The organism is Clostridium arbusti SL206 (genome assembly GCF_000246895.1).
GTDB classification, from domain to species: Bacteria; Bacillota; Clostridia; order Clostridiales; family Clostridiaceae; genus Clostridium_I; species Clostridium_I arbusti.
Map to the genome: position 1 here is coordinate 1 of NZ_BAEV01000024.1, position 16,350 is coordinate 16,350.

At 32.3% G+C, this 16,350-nt stretch carries 13 protein-coding genes; 12 read left to right on the forward strand and 1 reads right to left on the reverse strand.

The features are described 5' to 3' along the window. Positions 1 to 186: 186 nt before the first annotated feature. From ilvD to RH99_RS06380, 6 genes are all read left to right on the forward strand, one after another. A complete protein-coding gene (ilvD, locus tag RH99_RS06355) occupies positions 187 to 1,860 on the forward strand; it encodes a dihydroxy-acid dehydratase (RefSeq protein WP_010235497.1) in 1,674 nt (557 codons plus the stop codon). 281 nt (positions 1,861 to 2,141) lie between these two features. Then, positions 2,142 to 2,669: a DUF1003 domain-containing protein gene (locus tag RH99_RS06360; protein WP_010235499.1), complete on the forward strand. Its 528-nt coding sequence runs from the start codon at positions 2,142 to 2,144 to the stop codon at positions 2,667 to 2,669. Between the two features lie 325 nt (positions 2,670 to 2,994). After that, on the forward strand, positions 2,995 to 4,056 hold the full coding sequence (locus RH99_RS06365; RefSeq protein ID WP_010235503.1) for a sulfate ABC transporter substrate-binding protein: 1,062 nt from the start codon (positions 2,995 to 2,997) through the stop codon (positions 4,054 to 4,056). A 260-nt stretch (positions 4,057 to 4,316) separates the two neighbouring features. Then, on the forward strand, positions 4,317 to 5,135 hold the full coding sequence (cysT, locus tag RH99_RS06370) for a sulfate ABC transporter permease subunit CysT (protein WP_010235505.1): 819 nt from the start codon (positions 4,317 to 4,319) through the stop codon (positions 5,133 to 5,135). Positions 5,136 to 5,147: 12 nt separating this feature from the next. After that, positions 5,148 to 5,975: a sulfate ABC transporter permease subunit CysW gene (gene cysW / locus RH99_RS06375; protein ID WP_010235508.1), complete on the forward strand. Its 828-nt coding sequence runs from the start codon at positions 5,148 to 5,150 to the stop codon at positions 5,973 to 5,975. A gap of 1 nt (position 5,976) precedes the next feature. After that, positions 5,977 to 7,035: a sulfate/molybdate ABC transporter ATP-binding protein gene (locus RH99_RS06380; RefSeq protein WP_010235511.1), complete on the forward strand. Its 1,059-nt coding sequence runs from the start codon at positions 5,977 to 5,979 to the stop codon at positions 7,033 to 7,035. 160 nt (positions 7,036 to 7,195) lie between these two features. Here the strand turns inward: RH99_RS06380 and RH99_RS19885 are convergent, their stop codons facing one another. Continuing rightward, a complete protein-coding gene (locus tag RH99_RS19885; protein WP_010235513.1) occupies positions 7,196 to 7,771 on the reverse strand; it encodes a collagen-like triple helix repeat-containing protein in 576 nt (191 codons plus the stop codon). A 295-nt stretch (positions 7,772 to 8,066) separates the two neighbouring features. Between RH99_RS19885 and RH99_RS06390 the strand changes: the two genes are divergently transcribed. The 6 genes from RH99_RS06390 to RH99_RS06415 all read left to right on the forward strand — a co-directional run bounded on the left by RH99_RS06390 (position 8,067) and on the right by RH99_RS06415 (position 16,202). Further along, entirely contained in the window at positions 8,067 to 9,302 is a 1,236-nt protein-coding gene (locus RH99_RS06390) for an L-lactate MFS transporter (RefSeq protein ID WP_010235515.1), read from the forward strand. A gap of 253 nt (positions 9,303 to 9,555) precedes the next feature. After that, positions 9,556 to 10,719 (forward strand): iron-containing alcohol dehydrogenase, encoded by a 1,164-nt coding sequence (locus RH99_RS06395; protein WP_010235517.1) that lies wholly within the window; start codon positions 9,556 to 9,558, stop codon positions 10,717 to 10,719. A 315-nt stretch (positions 10,720 to 11,034) separates the two neighbouring features. Continuing rightward, on the forward strand, positions 11,035 to 11,442 hold the full coding sequence (locus RH99_RS06400) for a CGGC domain-containing protein (protein WP_010235519.1): 408 nt from the start codon (positions 11,035 to 11,037) through the stop codon (positions 11,440 to 11,442). Between the two features lie 468 nt (positions 11,443 to 11,910). Continuing rightward, entirely contained in the window at positions 11,911 to 13,272 is a 1,362-nt protein-coding gene (locus RH99_RS06405; RefSeq protein WP_010235521.1) for an 8-oxoguanine deaminase, read from the forward strand. A 404-nt stretch (positions 13,273 to 13,676) separates the two neighbouring features. After that, entirely contained in the window at positions 13,677 to 15,350 is a 1,674-nt protein-coding gene (locus tag RH99_RS06410; protein WP_010235523.1) for an alpha-keto acid decarboxylase family protein, read from the forward strand. 132 nt (positions 15,351 to 15,482) lie between these two features. Then, positions 15,483 to 16,202: a ferric reductase-like transmembrane domain-containing protein gene (locus RH99_RS06415; RefSeq protein WP_010235526.1), complete on the forward strand. Its 720-nt coding sequence runs from the start codon at positions 15,483 to 15,485 to the stop codon at positions 16,200 to 16,202. Positions 16,203 to 16,350: the final 148 nt, after the last annotated feature.

Genomic DNA, 16,350 nt, shown 5'->3' on the forward strand with positions numbered 1-16,350 from the left:
GACTTACGCCAAGTTAGTCAGGTTAAAGAATTTCTATAGATAATTCATATAAATTTAGAGGAAGTTTAAATTTATACTAAATAAGATTCATTTACATAGAAGTATAATTACATTATTGACATTGGACATCATACATCATACAATAAATACATACAACTAAGAATATATTATAGAGGTGTTCATATTATGAATAGCGATTCAGTAACTAAAAGTGCACCTAAACGTGCATTATTCCATGCTCTTGGATTAACAAATGAGGAAATGAAAAAGCCTTTGATCGGTATTGTTAGCTCTAAAAATGATATCGTTCCAGGACATATGAATTTGGACAAGATTGTAGATGCAGTAAAACTTGGTGTAGCAATGGCTGGGGGGACTCCCTTTGTATTTCCTGCTATTGCAGTATGCGATGGCTTGGCAATGGGGCATCAGGGAATGAAATATTCTCTTGCCACAAGAGAATTGATTGCGGATTCTACAGAAGCTATGACACTAGCTCATGCATTTGATGCTTTAGTTATGGTTCCAAATTGTGATAAAAATGTTCCTGGATTATTAATGGCAGCGGCTAGATTAAATATTCCAACCATATTTGTAAGTGGTGGACCAATGCTTGCAGGAAAAGTGGATGGGCATAAAGTCAGTTTCTCTAGTGTATCTGAAGCAGATGGTGCATTTAATGCAGGAAAAATTACAAAGGAAAAATTAGAGGAATTTGAAAATAAAGCCTGTCCAACTTGCGGCTCATGTTCTGGTATGTACACAGCTAACAGTATGAATTGTTTAACAGAAGTACTTGGAATGGGATTACAGGGTAATGGAACTGTTCCAGCAGTGTATTCAGAACGTATTCAGCTTGCAAAGCGTGCAGGTATGCAAATCATGGAATTATTTAAAAAGAACATAAAACCGAGAGACATCATGACTAAAGATACCTTTATAAATGCTTTAACTATGGATATGGCCTTGGGTTGCAGTACTAATAGCATGCTTCATCTTCCTGCAATTGCCCATGAATGTGGTATTGAGTTAAATGTTGATATTGCAAATGAAATCAGTGAAAAAACACCTAATCTTTGTCATCTTGCACCTGCAGGACATAATTATGTTGAAGAGCTTAATGAAGCAGGCGGTATTTATGCAGTTATGAATGAAATCAATAAATTGGGTTTACTTAGAACGGATTTGATTACATGTACGGGTAAAACCGTAGGAGAAAATATTGCAGGTTGCATTAACAAAAATACAGAGGTAATTAGAACTGTAGAAAATCCTTACAGTAGGACTGGGGGAATTGCTGTATTAAAAGGTAATTTAGCACCTAACTCATGTGTTGTGAAGCGTTCTGCGGTTTCAACTGAAATGCTAAAGCACCAAGGCCCTGCAAGAGTTTTTGATTGTGAAGAAGATGCCATGGAAGCAATAAACTCTGGGAAAATTATAGCAGGTGATGTTGTGGTTATACGTTATGAAGGACCTAAAGGAGGCCCTGGTATGAGAGAAATGCTGAATCCAACATCTGCAATTATGGGACGTGGTCTTGGTGAAAGTGTAGCACTTATTACAGATGGACGCTTTAGTGGTGCAACTAGGGGGGCAGCAATTGGACATGTATCTCCAGAAGCCGCAGTAGGTGGAAATATTGCGTTGATAGAAGATGGAGATATTATTCGTATTGATATTATGGCGAATAGGATTGACTTTGTAATAAGTGATACTGAACTAGAAAAACGTAGAGCAAACTGGAAGCCTAGAAAGCCAAAAATTACAACAGGATATCTTGCAAGATATGCAGCTTTAGTTACATCAGGGAATAGAGGAGCTGTTTTAGAAGTATGTAAGGCATGTGAAAATAAATAGTAAGTCAAAGATGCGACGAGTATTTTGAATCCAACAAGGAAGCAGGTTCCGAAGATAGTTTGGCTATCTAAGGGTTCTGCTGACGCAGTAGGATTCAAAATAGGCTAGCATACTGACTAGTTATTTATTTGAATATGCCTAAGTTTTAATTGAATTTACAGTATTTTTAAATGGATAATACAATTAAGATAATAATTTACAGTTAAAATCCTTATTAAAAATAGTATTATCCCTTATCTAAAAAGTGCTATAATTACCTTAAATATAAGAGAGGTAATAATATGAGTGATAAAATCAATAAAGAAAAATTAGTAAAGAAGATACTGGATAACGATAGAGATTTAGATGGATCTAATATTAGCGAAGAATTAATACATGAACTTATAAGTGGAAAGATTTCAAAAAATATAAATAATATTCATGATGAAAAGCTTACAATTGGACAAAAAGTTGCAGATAAAATTGCTTCCTTTGGTGGAAGCTGGCCATTTATAATAAGTTTTGTAACTGTACTTGTAGTTTGGATAGTAGTAAATGCAGTTTTGTTATCAAGAAAGGCATTTGATCCTTATCCATTTATATTGTTAAATTTAGCACTATCCTGTGTTGCAGCTATACAAGCGCCTATAATTATGATGTCACAGAATCGTGAGTCTGAAAAGGATAGGTTAACTGCTGCTAATGACTATCTTGTAAATCTAAAGTCAGAGATTATAATAGAGGACTTACATAAGAAGATCGATATACTAATGGAGCAGCAAGAAGAAAATAAGAAAAACATAGAATTATTATTAAAAGTAAAAAAATAGTATAGAGAACGGTACACTCATAATAGTGTGTGCCGTTTTTTTTAGTTACTAAATCTATTTTTTTACTATAGTATATTTTTACTTTTAACTTATATTTTTAATATTTTTAACATTTTATATTTAAATATGTATTTTAATATTGACATCAAATATAATTGTATTATAATATATATATCATAGTAATCTTATAAGATTACTATGAAAAATTATTACATAGATATTCAGGGGGTAATAATATGAAAAAATTATGTATTAAGTCAGAATGCTTAGAATTAGCATTTTGATAAATCAAATTATTTTTAAACACAAATAGGGGGGGCTCTTTATGAAAAAAATTAAGTTTGGTATTTTAATTTCATTAATTAGTATTTTGACATTGTTAACTTTTGCCGGATGTGGAAATAAGAATAGTGGAGAAGCAACAAATGAAAAAAAATCAGCTGAAAAAAAGCCAGTGGAACTTTTAAACGTTTCCTATGATCCAACTAGGGAATTATATGTGGAATACAATAAAGCCTTTGCGAAATATTGGAAAGGAAAAACTGGTCAAGATGTAACTATAAAACAATCCCATGGTGGTTCTGGGGCACAGAGTAGGTCCATCATACAAGGCCAAGAAGCGGATGTTGCTACTTTGGCTCTAGCCTACGACGTAGATGCAATTCAAAAGGAAGGACTAATTAATGAAGGATGGATGAAAAAACTTCCAGATAATAGTGCTCCGTATACATCAACTATAGTATTTCTTGTTAGAAAAGGAAATCCTAAAAATATAAAGGATTGGGATGACTTAACAAAGAAGGGAGTTTCAATTGTAACTCCAAATCCTAAAACTTCTGGTGGTGCTAGATGGAACTATCTTGCTGCTTGGGGATATGCTTTAAAGAAGAATAATAATGATCAAGATAAAGCTAAAGATTTTGTTAAACAGATATATGGAAATGTTGAAGTATTGGATTCAGGAGCAAGAGGTGCTACTACTACTTTTGTTGAAAGAGGAGTAGGAGATGTTCTTATAGCTTGGGAAAATGAAGCTTATCTATCTGTAAAGGAATTAGGTGCAGATAAATTTGATATAGTTGTACCATCTATAAGTATACTTGCTGAACCATCAGTAGCGGTTGTAGATAAAGTTGCTGACAAAAAAGGCACTAAAGAAGTTGCACAAGAGTATTTAAAATATCTATATTCTAAAGAGGGTCAGGAAATAGCTGCAAAAAACTACTATCGTCCAAGAGATAAAGAAATTGCTGAAAAATATAAAAATAACTTCGCTAAAGTAAATTTATTTACTATTGATGATGAATTTGGCGGATGGGCTAAAGCTCAAAAGACTCATTTTGCTGATGGAGGAACATTTGATCAGATATATCAACCTAAAAAATAATACTATGATATCAATGAATCTTAATTAGTGGGAATTTGTACTCCCGCTAAGTTTAGATGAATTATCCAGGGACGTGTCGCTATTATCTCCACCTTTTGAGGGTGGAGTATTATAGCGACTAGTCATCAGATAAACAGAAATCTAAGTTTCAGATTGTAATTATTATTCTGAAACTTAGAATTTATTATATATTTTTATGATGCTTTTATTGACACCGGAGTTAAAGAGTTATTGGATAAACATATGGGGAGGCGACATAAGTGGCTAAAAAAACAAGAGTTATTCCGGGGTTTGGTATATCTATGGGATTAGCTATTTTATATTTGAGCTTAATAGTTTTAATTCCACTTAGTACAGTATTAATTGAAACATCTAAAGGGGGACTTGTAGAATTTTTAAAAATTATAACAGATCCAAGAACAGTAGCATCATACAAAGTGAGTTTTGGTTGTGCATTTTTAGCTGCTGCAATAAATGTTGTATTTGGATTAATTATTGCTTGGGTATTAGTAAGGTATGATTTCCCTTTTAAAAAATTTTTAGATGGATGCATAGATTTGCCCTTTGCCCTTCCTACAGCTGTTGCAGGTATTTCATTAACAACACTTTACTCAAAAAATGGGTGGCTTGGTTCTATACTAGCTAAGTTTGGTATACAGGGAGCATTTTCAACCTTTGGAATTACTGTGGCATTAGTATTTATAGGTATACCATTTGTTGTACGTACTGTACAACCTGTTTTAGAAAATTTAGATTCTAGTATAGAGGAAGCAGCTTCTATTTTAGGTGCATCCAGGATACAGGCTTTTGTAAGGATAATATTTCCACAACTTATTGCACCTCTTCTAACTGGATTTTCACTTGCTTTTGCAAGAGGAATAGGAGAATATGGTTCTGTTGTGTTTATAGCAGGTAATAAACCTATGAAAACTGAAATAGCACCACTTTTAATAATGACTAAACTTGAACAATTTGATTATTCAGGAGCTACAGCTATAGCCTTAGTTATGCTGATATTTTCATTTTTCATGTTATTTGTTATAAATTTAATTCAATGGAGAGCCAACAAGTATAGATAAGGGGTGAAAAAATTGGAAAAAGGATATTATACTAAATCTAAAGCAATTAAGTTCTTACTTATAGCAATAACAATAATATTTCTATTTATAATGCTTGGAATGCCATTGATATTAATATTTATACAGGCTTTTAGAAAAGGCAGAGAAGCATATATAGCAGCTATTACAGATATAAATACTCTTTCAGCTATAAGGCTTACTTTAGTGGCTTCTGGAATAGCAGTTTTGCTAAATACAATATTTGGAGTCATAATGGCCTTTGCTGTAACAAAGTTTAAATTTCGTGGTAGAAATTTTTTAATTACATTAATAGATCTTCCCTTTGCTATTTCACCAGTTATAGCTGGATTAATATATGTACTCACATTTGGTAGAGGAGGTTTATTTTATGACATTTTATTTGCAAATGACATAAAAATAATATTTGCCTTGCCGGGTATAGTATTAGCAACAGTATTTGTAACTTTCCCTTTTGTAGCTAGGGAAATAATACCTTTAATGATTGCTCAGGGTACTGATGAGGAGGAAGCGGCAGCATCTATGGGAGCAAATTTATGGACAATATTTAGAAGGATAACACTTCCTAATATAAAATGGGCTCTTTTATATGGAGTTGTATTATGTAGTGCACGTGCCATAGGAGAATTTGGAGCGGTTTCTGTAGTATCTGGGCATATAAGAGGGGAAACCAACACCCTACCATTACACGTAGAAATATTATACAATGAATATCAGTTTTCTGCATCTTTTGCAGTATCATCACTCTTAGTATTTATAGCGGTTATTATTTTAATTTTAAGAAATATTATCGAATGGAAAGCGAAAAAAGAGGTGAGATAAAATGTATGTTGAAGTTAAAAATCTTAATAAAAAGTTCGGAAATTATAAAGCATCAAGAAATGTATCATTTGAAATAGAACGTGGGAAATTAATAGGACTATTAGGACCTAGTGGAAGTGGTAAAACTACAATACTTCGTATTATTGCAGGTCTTGAAACTGCTGATAGTGGTGAAATATATATTGATGGAAAATTAGTTAATGATATAGCTCCGGGCAAAAGAGGAATAGGATTTGTTTTTCAAAACTATGCGCTTTTTAGAAATATGACAGTTTATCAAAACGTAGCTTTTGGACTTTCGATTAAAAAGGTAAATAAAAATGAGATAAAGAAGAGAGTATTAGAATTAATAGAACTTGTAGGGCTTAAAGGGTTAGAAAAGAGATATCCTAGTCAATTATCCGGAGGGCAGAGACAGAGAGTTGCTTTTGCTAGGGCCCTTGCACCAAACCCACAATTGCTTCTTTTAGATGAGCCTTTTGCAGCCATTGATGCTAAGGTAAGAAAAGAACTTAGAACATGGCTTAAACAGATGATACACAAGTTAGGTATAACAAGTATTTTTGTGACCCATGATCAGGAAGAAGCAGTAGAAGTAGCAGATGAGATTATCATAACTAATTTAGGAACCGTTGAGCAGAAAGGAGAGCCTGTAGAGATATATAAAGAGCCTAAAACTGCTTTTGTAGCAAAATTTATTGGTGAATCTAATGTTATTGAAAACTTTGAAGAATTTAAGGCATTTAAGGATATACCACAAGGATCCAAAGCTATTATAAGACCAGAATTTATTCAGATTGGCAAAAAAGGTGAAGTGCAATATGTATCTGCCTCTGATAAAGGTATAGTTACTGACATTTCTTTTGCCGGTTCTAATTGGATAATTACTGTTAAAATAGGAAATATCGAAATTACAGGTACTCGTTCCTTAGAGCAAAGTGCTTTTAAGTTAGGTGATGAGGTATTGGTTCTTATACACAGATTGTACTTATTTAATGACAATAAGGTAGAGATCGTTGAAAATAAATTAAAGATTGATCCTATGCCAGTATATATATAAAACTTAAAAATATAGAATTATTATTGAAAGCAAGAAAATAATATAAAAAACGGTACACTCATAATATTGTGTACCGTTTTTCAGTTGTCAAATTTTAAAAACAAAATCCGTGTATAGGGTTGTTTAATTTTCCGTAGAAAAATTTACAATTACAGTTTAACTAACTTATTTGTTGAATCAATATAGAAGCATTGTCATTGATTTGGGTTCCACCTACTAAAGTTTGTAAGGTGACTGCAGCAGCACTAGTATGGTTTCTTATAGTTAACGTATCACCGGCGGCAGATGTAATAATTACCATGCCAGGATTAGGTTGAGTGCCAGCTCCAGAGCCATAGGTTGCACCAGAAACCGGAGCACCATTTTGGAATAGAGTAAATTGATTTGGTTCTACACCTGCAACATTAAACCATATTGCATAGTCTCCTGCATTAACAAGGGCAATTGAAGCTGTATCTTGTGCATGTGTTATGCCTGCTGTGAGGATACCGTTAGTACTAAAGATAATATCTGCTTCTAATGGTACAACTTGAGCAGCTAAGTTGTAAATGTACGCATATGCTGATAATCCTTGACCAACAGGACCGATAGCACCAGTAGCACCAACAGGACCAACAGGACCAGTAGGCCCAGCAGCACCGGTAGGTCCAGTAGGGCCGATAGCACCAGTAGGGCCGGTAGCACCCCGACTATCATGAGCTTCCCAATGATAATACTCTGAACCATTATTATCCATAAATTTACCTCCTGATTATTGCTATTTTATTTTAATTGTCACTATAGATTATGAAAATAAAAACAAGCTGTTACTGATGTTGTCATAATACTGTGAATAAAGGAAACCCACAACTTATGAATATATAATTGTATTTCATGTAGTTTTTTTTGCATTTCATTCAACATTTAATAATTTTGTATTGAATTAATATATAATTTAAAAAAAGAAAATGTTTACAACAATATAAAAATATTATTTAGTTACTATATTAATCTAGATAAAATTAGAATATGAATGTAAGGAGAATTTTAAAATGAAAAGCACATCAGAAAAACGCTGGTTAATAGCAATAGGTACAGTGATCTGTCAATTGGGTCTAGGAACAATCTATACTTGGAGTTTATTTAATGGACCTCTTGTAAATAAGTTTGGATGGCAACTAAATAAAGTAGCTCTTACATTTTCCATTACAAGTTTTGCTCTAGCATTTGCCACATTATTTGCAGGTAAGCTTCAAGATAAACTGGGAATTAGAAAACTTATAACAATTACTGGAATAATACTGGGTATTGGTTTATTCTTAACATCTAAAGTCAGTTCACTATCTATGCTATATATTACTGCAGGTGTGATTGTTGGAGCTGCAGATGGTATTGCATATATTATTTCACTTTCAAATTGTATTAAGTGGTTTCCAGAGAAAAAGGGTCTTATATCAGGTATTTCTGTAGGAGCCTATGGAACTGGAAGTTTGGTATTTAAATATATTAATGGAGGTTTAATTAGCAGCAAGGGTGTTTCAGAAGCATTCTTATATTGGGGTATTATAGCAATGGTGTTAGTAGTAAGTGGCGCTCAATTATTAAAGAATGCACCATCTCAAAAGGTTAGTGCTAATAATTCAAATGAAAATAACTTTACTGTAAAGGAAATGCTAAAAACTAAAGAAGCTTATCTTTTATTTACAATATTCTTTACAGCATGTATGAGTGGTCTTTATCTAATAGGAATTGTTAAAGATATAGGTGTCCAATTGGTTGGGATTAAACCAGATATGGCTGCAAATGCCGTAGCTATGGTAGCAATATTTAATACAGCAGGAAGAATTATATTGGGTGCGCTATCAGATAAAGTAGGTAGATTAAAAGTAGTATTATTCTCACTTACAGTTACTGCTATCTCTGTGTTTGTATTGAGTTTTGTACATTTAGACTTTGGAATTTTCTTTGCCTGTGTTGCTGGAATCGCATTTTGTTTTGGTGGAAATATTACAGTCTTTCCTGCTATAGTAGGTGATTTCTTCGGCTTGAAAAATCATAATAAGAACTATGGAATTATATATCAAGGATTCGGATTAGGAGCACTTTCAGGATCATTTATAGGAGCACTGCTAGGAGGCTTCAAAATTACATTTGTAGTTGTAGGGGTATTGTGTATTATTTCAGTTCTTATAGCAGCCACAATAAGAATTCCTAAAAGAATTAAGGACACTAATAGCAATAATTTAGAAGTACATAAAGAAGCTGGTGAAAGAGTATTGATTAGCTAAAAATAGCCTAGCATACTAACTAGTTATTTATTTGAATGTGCCTAATTAGAAAAGCAGTAAACTATTTCCTTAAAAAGCGTCATAGTAGTAAATAATATTTAAAAATTGCTCACTTGTATTTTGTATACCATAATATTAAAATTATATATAAGGCATTTTTGTTTTCATATTTATTTCCAGAGATGCCTGAACTTAAAGATAAGAACTTATGCTTTAAATAAGATATAGGAAATATAAAGTGAGAGGTGTTTATATGGTAAATTTTAATTATTCTATTCCAACTAAAGTGTTTTTTGGAAAAGGCCAGATAAGTGTATTACCTGATGAAATAAAAAAATATGGTTCAAAAGTGCTTCTTGTATATGGTGGAGGAAGTATAAAAAGAAATGGAATTTATGACGATATTATCAATGGATTAAAGAAGAATTCCATTTCATTTTGGGAACTTTCTGGCGTTGAGCCAAACCCTAGAATAACAACGGTAAGAAAGGGTGTTGAAATCTGCAGGGAACATAAAATAGATATTGTACTTGCAGTTGGAGGAGGAAGTTCTATTGATTGTGCCAAAGTTATAGCAGCTGGATATTATTATGATGGGGATGCCTGGGATATTGTTAAGGATTCAAGTAAAATTTCTAAGGTACTTCCTATTGCAAGTGTATTAACTTTAGCTGCAACTGGTTCTGAGATGGATATTTTTGGCGTCATTACAAATATGGATACTAATGAAAAGATTGGAGTTGGTCATCCTGATATGGTACCAAGGTTTTCAGTATTAGATCCAACTTATACTTTCAGTGTACCTAGTAGTCAGACCGCAGCAGGTACTGCAGATATTATGAGTCATATTATGGAGTCGTATTTTAGCAGCACAAAAGAGGCATTTTTACAGGATAGAATGGCCGAGGCCATGCTGAAGACCTGCATAAATTATGGGAAAAAAGCTATGGATGAACCTGAAAACTATGAAGCAAGGGCAAACTTAATGTGGACTTCCAGTCTTGCAATAAATGGACTTCTAAGCTATGGGAAAGATAAAAATTGGGTTGTTCATCCTATGGAGCATGAACTCAGTGCCTATTATGACATTACTCATGGAGTTGGTCTTGCAATTTTAACTCCTTATTGGATGAAATACATTCTAGATGACAGCACTGTAGATAAATTTGTAGAATTTGGAGTAAATGTTTGGAATATAGATTCAAGTAAAGATAAATACGATATAGCCAATACTGCAATTAATAAAACAAGAAAATATTTCGATTTACTTGGAATTCCATCAAGACTAAGTGAAGTGGGAATTAAAGAAGATAAGCTGGAAGAGATGGCAAAACAATCTGTTAGAAAAGGCAAAATAGGTAGTCTAAAACCAATAGATTATGAAGATGTTCTTAATATCTTTAAGGCTGCACTATAGATAAAATGAAATTAAAATTACACCCCAGGGGTGTAAAAAATGGAAAATTTACAAATTTAAGAAGATAAAAGCTTGCGAAATTAAAATTCACAAGCTTTTTATACTTATATGAAGTAAAAATTTATGGGAAGTATATATTTAGAAGAAATTTGAACATAAAAATTTTATATAGAATGATATATTAATCTAACAATATCCTTTATAATATATTTTACTTGTATTATAGAATAAATGTAAAACTTTATTTTAAAACATAACCATGACAAGGGGTTCTGTACCTTGTAGACTAACTAGATATTAAAGGGAGATGAAAGTATGAATACAAAATATGTGGTTATTATTCAATGTGATATTGCACATAAAAGATGCAGCGGCTTTGCCTGTACTAATGCCTACTATAATAGAGATGAATTATTTAAAGACTATGATGATAATACGAGATATATTTCTTTTACCTGCGGAGGATGCTGTGGAAAGACAATTGCTTCTAAATTAGAACATTTTTCGAAAAAGTTAAAAGCTAAAAATAATATAGATAAGAGTGAAGTAGTGGTGCATCTATCTTCTTGTATGGTAAATGACAATTATCATTATGACAGATGTCCCCATATAGATTATATTAAAAATATCATAGCAAAAAAAGGCTATGAAAAAGTAGTAGAAGGTTCTTATATAAGTAAGGGAGCAGCTAATAAAAGAGAAAATGGTCAGTATAATATTTGACATCAATCTAAAAACTATATATAATTAATTTAAATTTCAATGTAAGGCATGTGAAAATAAATAGTAAGTCAAAGATGCGACGAATATTTTGAATCCAACAAGGAAGCAGGTTCCGAGGATAGTGGGCTATCTGAGGGTTCTGCTGACGCAGTAGGATTGAAGCAAGTTCTTAATTCAGGTGGGGATTCTTTTACCCCATCTGAATTTTAGAACTGCAAATGCATGGCTTACTTGGCGTTGAACTCCCACTTGAAGAAAAGCAGAGAACGTGGGAGACTTACGCCAAGTTAGTCAGGTCAAAATAGGCTAGCATACTGACTATTTATTTATTTATTTGAATATGCCTAATATCGATTTTTGAGAAAATAAAACTATATATTATATAACAGTGTCACGTTAACCACTTTAAATACTATGAAGTGGTTTTTTATTTTTGTTTTTTTAATTCAGGAGGGGGAAGAAGTTAAAATGAAATCCATATTATTAAAAAATATAAGGCATATTGTTACTTTCAACGATAGGGAAGAAACTTTTAAACAATCAGATATATTAATCCATGGCTGTAAAATTACTGATATAGGTAAAGATTTAAAAGCATCTGAAGATACTGAGATTATTGACTGTTCAGGTCTTGTAGCATTACCTGGATTTGTAAATACTCACCATCATTTGTATCAAACTTTATTCAGGGGTATAAAGGAAGTTCAGGAGAAACCACTATTCCCATGGCTAATTGGACTCTATGAGTTCTGGAAGAATATAACTCCAGAAGCTGTATATTATGGAGCGGTAGTTGGATTTAGCGAGCTGCTTCGTACAGGATGTACTTTAACATCTGACCATCATTATGTATTTCCAAGCGATGAGCCTGGAAATTTAATTGATTATGAAATTGAAGCTGCAAAAAAAGTTGGGATTAGATTTCATGCTACAAGAGGTTCCATGTCCTTAGGGCGTGACCAAGGTGGGTTACCGCCTATGTCAGTTGTTCAAACTGAAAATCAGATTTTGGAAGACAGTGATAGATTAATAAGTAAATACCATAATGCAAATGATTTTTCTATGATTAGAATTGCTCTGGCACCTTGTTCACCTTTTTCTGTTACAAAAGAGCTAATGATTGAAACTAGAGATCTTGCTAGAAAAAGAGGTGTAATGATGCATACTCATCTGGCTGAAACAATGGATGAAGAAGATTTCTGTATAGAGAAATTTGGAAAAAGACCTTTTGAACTTATGGAAGAACTGGAGTGGACTGGATCAGATGTATGGTTTGCACATGGAATACATTTTAATGATAGAGAAATAAATTCTCTTAAGGGTTCTGGTATAGCCCATTGTCCATCATCGAATATGAAACTCAATAGCGGAATTTGTAGAACAAGTGACATAGTAAAATCTGGTGGCAAGCTCAGTATAGCAGTAGATGGAAGCGCAAGCAATGATGGATCTAACATGTGGGAAGAAATCAGACGGGCTTATCTATTAAATCATCTTAAATATGGTGCAAAAGGTTTAAGTGCCTATGAAATATTGAAAGTTGCAACCCGTGGAGGAGCAGATGTACTAGGAAGAAAGGATACAGGTAGACTGGATAAAGAAAAAGCGGCTGATATAATTTTACTCGATCTTAATGGAATTGAATATGCAGGATGTCATGATCCGCTTGTATCTATAGTATGTCTTGGAAATTCTAGTTTAACTAAGATGACTATAGTTAATGGAAAGATTGTTGTAAAGGATGGAAAAATATTGACTTTGGATTCCAGTGAGATGGGAAAGAATGCACATAAAATTGCCTGTGATATTGTTGGAAAGTATAATAGATAGCACATTAGGTTAAAAAATCAAAATAGGAATGACGTTATTTCAAAATTATGACAGAATGCAGTTAAAAGGATTTACTGAATAAATTCTGTATGTTTTAATTAGGTATAAGGTTTAGCCTACAGGTTAGAATAAACATATCATTATCTTCAACTTTGATAGAAAAGCAGAGAACAAAAATCTTCGATTTTCTGTGAATCGCTTTCACAGAGTGCAAGCAGAGAACAAAAATCTTTGATTTTCTGTGAATCGCTTTCACAGAGTGTGATGGGAGTATTAGGTCTGGTAGTCATCGGATAAATATGAAGATAACAGCATTAGTTTCTATAAAATAATTTTTAAGATTTATAGAGAAAAATATTTTCTGAAACTAAGAAATATGTTTACATTACAGAGGAGGATTTTATATGTTTCAAAAAAATGAACTAACTGTAGGGCGATACCTATTTAATTGTCTAAATAGTGAGGGTGTTAGTGAAATCTTTGGTGTACCTGGAGACTACAATTTTACTCTTTTAGATAATTTAGAAAAAGATGAAAGAATAAATTTTGTCAATTGCAGGAATGAACTGAATGCAGGTTATGCAACAGATGCCTATGCAAGAATTAAAGGACTTGGGGTAATGATAACTACCTTTGGAGTGGGAGAATTAAATGCTTGTAATGCTATTGCAGGTTCATATTCTGAATGTATTCCAGTTATTCATATAGTGGGGGCTCCAAAAACTATGCTTCAAATGGAACATAGAAAGATGCACCATACACTTATGAATGGGGATTATTCCGTGTATGAAAATATTTATAAAAATATAACCGAATACACAGCAGTAATTACTAAGGATAATGCACAAATTGAAATTCCAATAGCTATTCAGAAGGCTAAAGAAATGAAGAAACCAGTATATTTAGTAATAGCCATTGATGTAGTTGATCAGCCAGTAACCAAAAGAGAGGCTAATCTACCAAAACCACAGACAAATAAAAATTCATTACAATTGGCACTTAATAATATAAAACAGGTTATTAATCAGGCACAAAAGCCAATACTTCTTCCAGATATCATGGTGTCAAGATATAACCTTCAAGCTGTAGTTGAGAATTTAGCAGATAAAATGGATATACCTGTAGCCACTATGATGACGGGGAAAGGATCATTTAACGAAAGTCATAAAAACTATATTGGATTATATGCAGGCAGATGGGGAAGCTTGGAAGTCAAAGATTTCGTTGAGAGTTGTGATTGTATTTTGGCAATTGGACCAATCTGGTCAGACTACAATACAGGTTCCTTTAGCGCACAATTAAATCCTGTGAACATTATAGAAATTCAGCATAATTATGTAAAAGTAGGTATGAGTGTATATGAAAATGTGTTAATGGAAGATTTGTTAAATGAGTTGGTTAAGGTTGTAGATAAGAAGTCGTTTCCTATACCAAATATGAAAATGATTTATACTGAAAATGGTGCTAGTAATGGAAATGATCAAATTTCATCAGTGTACTATTATCCAAAGTTACAGAAATTCATTAAAGAAGATGACATAGTAATTGTAGAATCAGGATCACTTCCTCTTGGAATGGCACAAGTTAAGCTGCCTAAAAATGTTACCTATATAAGTCAGTATAATTGGGGGTCCATTGGATATGCAACTCCAGCTACCTTTGGTGCTTGTATTGCCGCTAAAAATCGTCGTGTAGTTCTATTTACTGGAGATGGATCTATTCAGTTAACAGCTCAGGAGTTAAGCTCTATGATATATAATGGATGCAAGCCTATTATATTTTTAATAAATAATAAGTATTATACTATTGAAGCCTACCTAAATACTCCTAAAACAACTGAGTACAATAACATACCTGTTTGGGATTTTGAAAAACTTATAGAAGCTTTTGGCGGAAATGCGTATACTGCTAGGGTGAATACCAATGCCGAGTTAGATGAAGCTATAAGGCAAATTGAAATTCAGGGTAAGGATAAAATGTGTTTTGTTGAAGTAAATGCAGATAAGATGGATGTACCGGGGATTGTTCATAATGTTCATACTATGATAGAAGAGATGGAAAAGCAGAAATTGAATTGAGGAAAATATTTTATAAGAGGTGAGTATATTACTTGCCTCTCTATTATTTTGAAATCATATTGACATTTACACAATATTAAATTAAAATTGATACTGATATTCATTATCAATAATTGTTAAGGAGATGCATATATGATTTTTATTTGTTCATTAATTGTAATTGTTATTTTATCTTTAGGATTTACTTCCAATATTAAGACTCGTTATAGTATTTATTATTCTTTAGCTGCACTTATTTCCATATTAATAAGTATATATGAAATACTAAGGATCGTTTCAAATCCTAAGCTTAATGGATTAATTTTAAGTATTGAAAAAGCTTTTATGCATGGAAATGTTGCTATATCTTTTTTTATTTTAGTAATGTTTGCAGGGGCATTAAACACAAAGTGGAAAGTAACAAGAAAGTTATTGAGTATTAGAGCTCAATTAGCAATTTTAGGTTCTATATTTATATTGCCTCATGGAATTTTATATTTAGTTAGATTCTTTGTATTGAAACTTCCTAACATACTTAGTGGTAAAACAAATTCAACATTGTATTTAATTTATATAGCAGTTGGATTAATAGCCTTTGTTATATTAATTCCACTTTTTGTTACATCCTTAAAAAAGGTAAGAAAAAAAATGAATGCTTTACAGTGGAAGAAACTTCAGAGGTGGGCATATATATTTTATTTTCTTTCATATATACATATATTAATTGTATTATTAAATGATGAAGAAATTGATTTAATAAAATTAATTAGTTATACTATTATCTTTAGTTCATATTCAGTATTAAAGCTAGTAAAACAACGAGACATTAAGAAAGTTAGAGTTAATAGTTCTTCAAGCTATAGTTGTAATTAAAAATATGCAAATAAATAGAGGATAGACATTTAAAGACAGCGCTTAATAAATAACAGATTTTATTAAGCGTTGTCTTTAAATAATATGAGGGGAATGGGAGCAGCCATGTAAGCATAGCAAAGCAGAAATAAAAAAATGCATTTCCTTT

What these genes read in the sequence shown, in the direction of transcription:
- ilvD (WP_010235497.1), top strand. Translation starts at nt 187, where the DNA reads ATGAATAGCGATTCAGTAACTAAAAGTGCACCTAAACGTGCATTATTC.
- RH99_RS06360 (WP_010235499.1), top strand. Translation starts at nt 2,142, where the DNA reads ATGAGTGATAAAATCAATAAAGAAAAATTAGTAAAGAAGATACTGGAT.
- RH99_RS06365 (WP_010235503.1), top strand. Translation starts at nt 2,995, where the DNA reads ATGAAAAAAATTAAGTTTGGTATTTTAATTTCATTAATTAGTATTTTG.
- RH99_RS06380 (WP_010235511.1), top strand. Translation starts at nt 5,977, where the DNA reads ATGTATGTTGAAGTTAAAAATCTTAATAAAAAGTTCGGAAATTATAAA.
- RH99_RS19885 (WP_010235513.1), bottom strand. Translation starts at nt 7,771, where the DNA reads ATGGATAATAATGGTTCAGAGTATTATCATTGGGAAGCTCATGATAGT.
- RH99_RS06390 (WP_010235515.1), top strand. Translation starts at nt 8,067, where the DNA reads ATGAAAAGCACATCAGAAAAACGCTGGTTAATAGCAATAGGTACAGTG.
- RH99_RS06395 (WP_010235517.1), top strand. Translation starts at nt 9,556, where the DNA reads ATGGTAAATTTTAATTATTCTATTCCAACTAAAGTGTTTTTTGGAAAA.
- RH99_RS06400 (WP_010235519.1), top strand. Translation starts at nt 11,035, where the DNA reads ATGAATACAAAATATGTGGTTATTATTCAATGTGATATTGCACATAAA.
- RH99_RS06405 (WP_010235521.1), top strand. Translation starts at nt 11,911, where the DNA reads ATGAAATCCATATTATTAAAAAATATAAGGCATATTGTTACTTTCAAC.
- RH99_RS06410 (WP_010235523.1), top strand. Translation starts at nt 13,677, where the DNA reads ATGTTTCAAAAAAATGAACTAACTGTAGGGCGATACCTATTTAATTGT.
- RH99_RS06415 (WP_010235526.1), top strand. Translation starts at nt 15,483, where the DNA reads ATGATTTTTATTTGTTCATTAATTGTAATTGTTATTTTATCTTTAGGA.